The organism is candidate division KSB1 bacterium, assembly GCA_022566355.1.
Lineage (GTDB): Bacteria > Zhuqueibacterota > JdFR-76 > JdFR-76 > DREG01 > JADFJB01.
The window spans coordinates 1-5,922 of sequence record JADFJB010000185.1 but is presented as its reverse complement, the minus strand read 5'-3'; the positions used below and the strand labels follow the sequence as shown (position 1 = coordinate 5,922).

The 5,922-nt window shown below is 38.6% G+C and carries 6 protein-coding genes; 4 read left to right on the top strand and 2 right to left on the bottom strand.

The window, feature by feature from the left end:
• Positions 1–238: 238 nt before the first annotated feature.
• Positions 239–484, bottom strand: a complete 246-nt coding sequence (locus tag IIC38_19685) for a type II toxin-antitoxin system HicB family antitoxin (protein ID MCH8128144.1) — start codon at positions 482–484, stop codon at positions 239–241.
• A gap of 976 nt (positions 485–1,460) precedes the next feature.
• A complete protein-coding gene (locus IIC38_19680; protein MCH8128143.1) occupies positions 1,461–2,690 on the bottom strand; it encodes a cytochrome C554 and C-prime in 1,230 nt (409 codons plus the stop codon).
• A gap of 146 nt (positions 2,691–2,836) precedes the next feature.
• Here IIC38_19680 and IIC38_19675 point away from each other — a divergent pair, with 146 nt between their 5' ends.
• The 4 genes from IIC38_19675 to IIC38_19660 all read left to right on the top strand — a co-directional run bounded on the left by IIC38_19675 (position 2,837) and on the right by IIC38_19660 (position 5,606).
• Positions 2,837–3,064 (top strand): DUF1573 domain-containing protein, encoded by a 228-nt coding sequence (locus tag IIC38_19675; GenBank protein MCH8128142.1) that lies wholly within the window; start codon positions 2,837–2,839, stop codon positions 3,062–3,064.
• 33 nt (positions 3,065–3,097) lie between these two features.
• Positions 3,098–3,598: a c-type cytochrome gene (locus IIC38_19670; protein MCH8128141.1), complete on the top strand. Its 501-nt coding sequence runs from the start codon at positions 3,098–3,100 to the stop codon at positions 3,596–3,598.
• A gap of 192 nt (positions 3,599–3,790) precedes the next feature.
• Positions 3,791–4,666: a thioredoxin family protein gene (locus IIC38_19665; GenBank protein ID MCH8128140.1), complete on the top strand. Its 876-nt coding sequence runs from the start codon at positions 3,791–3,793 to the stop codon at positions 4,664–4,666.
• Positions 4,667–4,679: 13 nt separating this feature from the next.
• Positions 4,680–5,606 (top strand): DoxX family protein, encoded by a 927-nt coding sequence (locus IIC38_19660; GenBank protein MCH8128139.1) that lies wholly within the window; start codon positions 4,680–4,682, stop codon positions 5,604–5,606.
• The last annotated feature ends 316 nt before the right edge of the window (positions 5,607–5,922 follow it).

Below are 5,922 nucleotides of genomic sequence, written 5' to 3'. Positions count from 1 at the left end.
TCAGTCTCCAGTCGTCATTCGTCATTCGTCATTCGTCATTCGTCATTCGTCAGTCTCCAGCCTCCAGCCAGTCTCTAGTGGACAGACAGGATGTCTGTCCTACCGGATCTTCTGTTTGGAAATTGTTTTTTTGAATTTGAGATTTATTTGAGATTTGTATTTTATTATTTGTTATTTTTTCTCAAGCAGAACTGAGACCGCTGCGCTTAACTCATTCACGATTTATAAAATGCTATTTTCAAGCTGCTTCAATCTGGCTTTCATTTTGAATAATAATGGTAGGGTTAGGATTATGGGGAGGTACCTCCAAACCTTGTTTTTTTAATAATTTAGTATGTTCTATCATACCCCATTTTGCTTTGAACAAACAATCTTCTATAGAATGGCCTATACCTGAAAAACCTTCCAGCTCATTTGAAAAGAATCCAAAAAAATCAGGTTCTTTCGTGGCCTCGATAACGAGCGAATATTGCAATTCTATCATAAATACCTCAATACCTCATTTTTTCTTTTTTAGTCCTGTGGCTTTTAGAATAGCCTGGCATGTACCAGTTGGTACTTCTTTTGATCCATGGAAGTCACACGAATTAATTTATCCCATCCAGTCTTTGAATAATATCTTATCGATCCTTTTTCCCTAAGTAATTTGAATCCATTTTTTTCAAGTAGCCGGATAAGTTCGCTAAATTTCATTATTTGACATTATTAAGTTTAAATTACTCTACAAAACTAACATATTTAAATCTTTTATTCAATATTGAATATATTAAATTATTCTGCAAAGGATTTTACAATTCCAAAATATTCCTTCGTCAAATTGTTACAACACCCAAGGATCGGCTTCTAACAAAAGGGAGAACAGGAGATCGGAGAAAGAACAGAATGTGCAACTTTTGTTTTGGAGTGCATCAACAGTGTTGATGCGACATAGGTTGATCTGTTCGCTAAGATCAAAGTTAACATCTACACCTGGCTTGGTAGGACAGACATTCTTGTCTGTCTATTTTATACACCCCTGAAAATCCTCCCGTCTGGACGGGATGATTTTCTTCCCTCTTCGTCAGGTTCAGGACACAGCCTCTCAAAGAGGGGAATTCCAACATTCAACCATATAATTTCAAAGTCCTACGCCTAATCCTAAACCTAAACCTAACCTTAACCTTAACCTCATCCGGTATCCGGTATCTTGCATCTGGTATCCGCCATCAGCTTTCAGAAATTAGGTCCCTGATAAGCTTGTGCCCCATTCTTATGAACTGTCATCCCTGCATGTTTCCAGGCAAGTCCCTTTCTTTTTCATATTTGCCTTCTCCCGTTTACCCATTCTCCCATTCGCCGGTTTCGTTTCTCCATCTCACATGTTAATTCCTAATAAATTTAGGCACTTCTAACTTTAGGCAATTTAGGCATTTTGTTCTTCCTTGTATCTCTAAACATTCCCACCACCCATACCCTTAAGTTCATTCCGGATTTTCAAAAACAATCTCCTTCTCGAAAACGACTGCATTCAGAGGAGCTATACCAAATATGTTTGTGGCTTTGGCATTCTCCTCGGTCAAACGATGATTGGTTATTATAACTTTGAATGTACGATCTCCGCCATTTTTAGGAACCGTGAATGAAAACAAGTAATTCCTTTTTTCCAAAGGTCGCAGCCGATTGTCAAATACTTTCTCCGCCTTAGGCCACCACTTCCACAATTGACCGATTCGATATGTTGTGTCGGCGATCACTCTTCCTTCATCATTCTCCAAGCTTAGATCCAAAGTAATAAAATACTCGGGATCACCAGTTGGTAAATAATGGCCGGCATTCTGATTGGTAACTGTTATTGTGACAAAAGTGCTGTCTCCCGATGTGAGGGATTTCTGTGAAGATTGAATGTCTATCTCCATGCCTCTTTTGTACCCGCTCACAATTTTACCCTGCCCCATAAATTTCGGGATCGCACTGCCGATCCAGGTATGCCGTCGTGTCCACCGAGCCTGAGTATAACCAGTCAGAGAACGATAGACCTCAGGCATGTGGCAGGATATACAATCACGCCCCCTTTCGGGATAGGGACCGGCGGCCCACTCATCGCCAGTCTGAAAGCTGCAAACCAGGCTTGGGGTTAGTTCGTCTGTCACGTTGTGGCAGGTCAAACAGTATTGTCGTGATAAGAATTCCGGATCTATTTTGACTGCATGGGGAGCCATTGTATCTCCTCTCAACCCAATCACTGCACCATCTCGAACATGACAAGCTGCACATGTGATGGATTCCTCTTTCAAATTGGGATCGAAGTTCGGATTGCTTTTTTGTACTGGTTTGTAATAATCTCCGTCTTCTTTGCCCAGGATGATGAATTCCTGTTGATCTTGAAGGGGTGTATGACAATTGATGCACACCCACAAATTTCCGTCTCTTTTCCACTCACCCTGGAATTGCGGGTCTTGCAGCGCTATTGCATGAAATGAATCTTTCCATTCCTTATAAATCTCCTGATGGCAAACGCCGCATTCCTTAGCGCTGATGGAATTAAGACCCGCAGGTATGGTTTGGTGGGGTATAGGTTTCTCCCAGTGTTCTGTCAGGGGCTGTATTTTTGGCTGACCATCATTCGAATAAGTACAATTTTGAATGATTAGAAATATACTACATACGAATGCCTTCGAAGTAATATTTAATAAGGTCGATATCATTTTCATAAAAACATCCCGTAAATACATTTCCAATGATAAATTGTAATCAATTCGATTTTAAAATAATAATTTAATTTTTTTCTTTCAATGAGAAGAATTTTGATATATATTTATGCAATCAAATAAAAAAGTGATTCAATGAGGTGGGTTTGATGAAAACGATGAGTAAAAATATTTCCGCTTTTGTGTTATCCTTGTCCATGCTTGGATTTCAAGCCATCAATCCGAATTATTCACAGGATAATGGCGCCAAAATCAAAATTTCACAAGAAAGCTTTGATTTCGGTGAGGTTCAGGAAGGAAGCGTTGTAAACCATATTTTCAGGGTTACCAATGTGGGGGATTCTGTCTTAAATATTTACAAATTAAGAGGTTCCTGAGGCTGCACAGCCGCACTTCTGAGTTCAGAAGCTTTGCAACCCAGCGAATCAGCGGAAATTAAAGTCACCTTTAATGCCGCAAACAAAATGGGTAGAATTGCCAAATCAGTCCGTATCTACTCAAATGATAAAACAGAGCCGATTAAGAAAATAATGATCTATGCTACTGTGGTTGAAAGGGAAATGGTTGCCGGTAGTGAACATAGTGGAATTGTTATGGAAGGCAATTATTTTAAGGGCAAATGTATAAGTTGTCATGTGGCCAAAGGCATTGACAAATACGGTAAAGCCTTGTTTGATGCCGATTGCGCTAAATGTCATGGAGAAGATGGCAAAGGTGTAGAACATATTGCCAAGTCATTAGTCCAACCGGAGTTTTTTAACAACTTATCGGATAAAGTTTTATATGGGCTCATCGCAAAAGGAACCTACAATATAATGATGCTAGGTTTTGCCAAGGAAAATGGGGGACCATTGGATCAAAATCAAATTGAATCTCTGGTGGAATATATCCAAACTTTGAATGAAAATTAAAATTATTTCGAAATGAGGTTCACTAACTCTAAATCTGACCGAAAAATTTACCAGGTTCATTGTATTTTGATCAATAAAAAAAATTTGATATTTTGAAAAAAAAAAAACTATTTTAATGGTTTAACAGAGTATTTACTTTTTATAAGGCAATTGAACATGTGGTTGAAAACAAACGTAGGGAGAACAATGAAAATGATGCTTACGCGATCGTGGAAAGCAGAAATATTTAAGAAGTGGTTGTATATTCCGATAGCCCTGGTGATTTCATTGATTTCGATTTACCCAAACCAGGCACTTACCCAAAAACTGCCTGAAAAGGCGAAAACTGCAAAGAATTGGAATGAAGTCAGCCACCTCAGCATTGTTATCAATGGAAATATGGATAACCGTGCAAGATTTTACCTGCGGGAAGACAGGACAGCAGTAATGATCCAAAGTTTAGCTTTTAAGAATATATTAGTATTGAATGTAAAAACGGGAATCGTAAATACCATAGACAGTAAACAAATAGTTTTCTCCGAAGGTAAATTTTCTGTTCTGGTCGATGAGAATACCCCAATGACTTTCATTACTAATTTTACTCAAAACAAATCTGCTCTTGAATTTGTGGTTGGCGATAAGAAAATTAGTGTTGTTCCACGTCAACATTTGGTGGGTGAGGCCTCAGTCGATGAAATCACAAAACATACAGTAGCCTATAAGCAATTGATGAATAAGTATGAACCCAATCGCGAGGCAATCGAATTTTTATCCAACTACGATAAGGCTGTTACGATCACAATTGCTTTTGGTACCTGGTGTCCCCATTGCAAAAAATTAGTTCCAACACTCATGAAATCCATTTCCGAATGTAATAATTCTAATCTCGACTGTTCCTATTTTGGTATAAACAAGCAGTTTAATCAACCTGCAAAATTTTTAAAAGAGAATGCAATCAAGAAGATCCCTACTGTTATCGTTCATAGGGGAGGGTTAGAGATTGGTAGAATCACGGGCACGCCTATAGATTCTATGGAAGAGGATATTGTGGCAATTCTAAAAGGTAACTACTCACCTAAAGAGAATTGAAAAGCTTCTTAATATGAATCCATCGGATTCGGCACCAAAATTAACCATTACAAGTTCACATAAATGGCTGGTTCTCTTAGGCTTTGTATGCAGAATAATTGTCGCTTTTGTGTTCCTAACCGCAGGTATCCTTAAATCTTTCGATCCTGACGGATTTGCCTATCAAATAGAGTCTTATGGTATTATTTCCGGTATTTTAACATATATTGCAGCTCTATTCTTCATCGTTGTAGAATTCCTGATTGCCATAGCATTACTCATCAATTATAGACCCAAAATAACTTTTACCGGCGCAGGAATTTTGCTTTTCTTTTTTATTATTGTTACAGGATGGGCATGGTCCCAGGGAAAGACGGAAGGGTGCGGCTGTTTTGGAAGTCTTGCAAGTAGAACTCCGGCAGAGGTAATCATTGAGGATATATTTCTTTTGGGTGGATTATTTGTCTCCTGGCTGAGTATGAAGGGTAATAACATTCAAAATTTGCAGTGGAAAAATCGCCTGTTTTTAGCCTCCCTTGTGTTCGCCGTAGCCTTGCCGTTTCTAGGTCCCCGCATGCCGGTTGATTCCATTGTCACTGATCTGAAAATTGGCGCCGATCTCAAAGATCTATCAGTGAGTGATATAGATGCTGATCTTACCGAGGGGGAGTATTTAGTGGTCTTGCTGGATGAAGAGTGTGAACAGTGCGAAAAGATCGTCGAAGATTTAAACCGGATTTTAAATAACTCAACAGCTCCGGAGTTAGTCGGAATACTTGTTGGAAATAGAGACAATGTCTTTGAATTTGTATGGAAGTATGGCGTGATTTTCAATTTAGGATATGCCCCCCGTGAAGAAGTCGGAAATCTCTACAGGAAACTTCCCAAGGCATTTTTATTGAAGGACGGCATTGTAGAACAAGTTTGGAATGATTTGCCAATAGATTTTTTCAACGAATAAAAGCCATAGACATGTTGATCAAAACTGCCCTATTTTAGACAACGAAAAACAAAAATAAAATACTCTCCAAACCCATCTAATTATAAGGACATCGATACGGCTGAATTTAAACAAAACAGAAGATGCTTTTGTTAAAATAAGGTAACAAGGAAAAAGGAAAAAGGGGAAGGAAAAATTCTTGGATTGCTAAGTGGTCTGTTTCATAAATTCGGTGACGTATTTTTAAACGGAGCTATAAGCTGTAGTCATTTGTTTATCTCAATTACCCCTCCTAACCTCCCCTTATCAAGGGGAGGAATTTCCCCTCCTTGTTTAA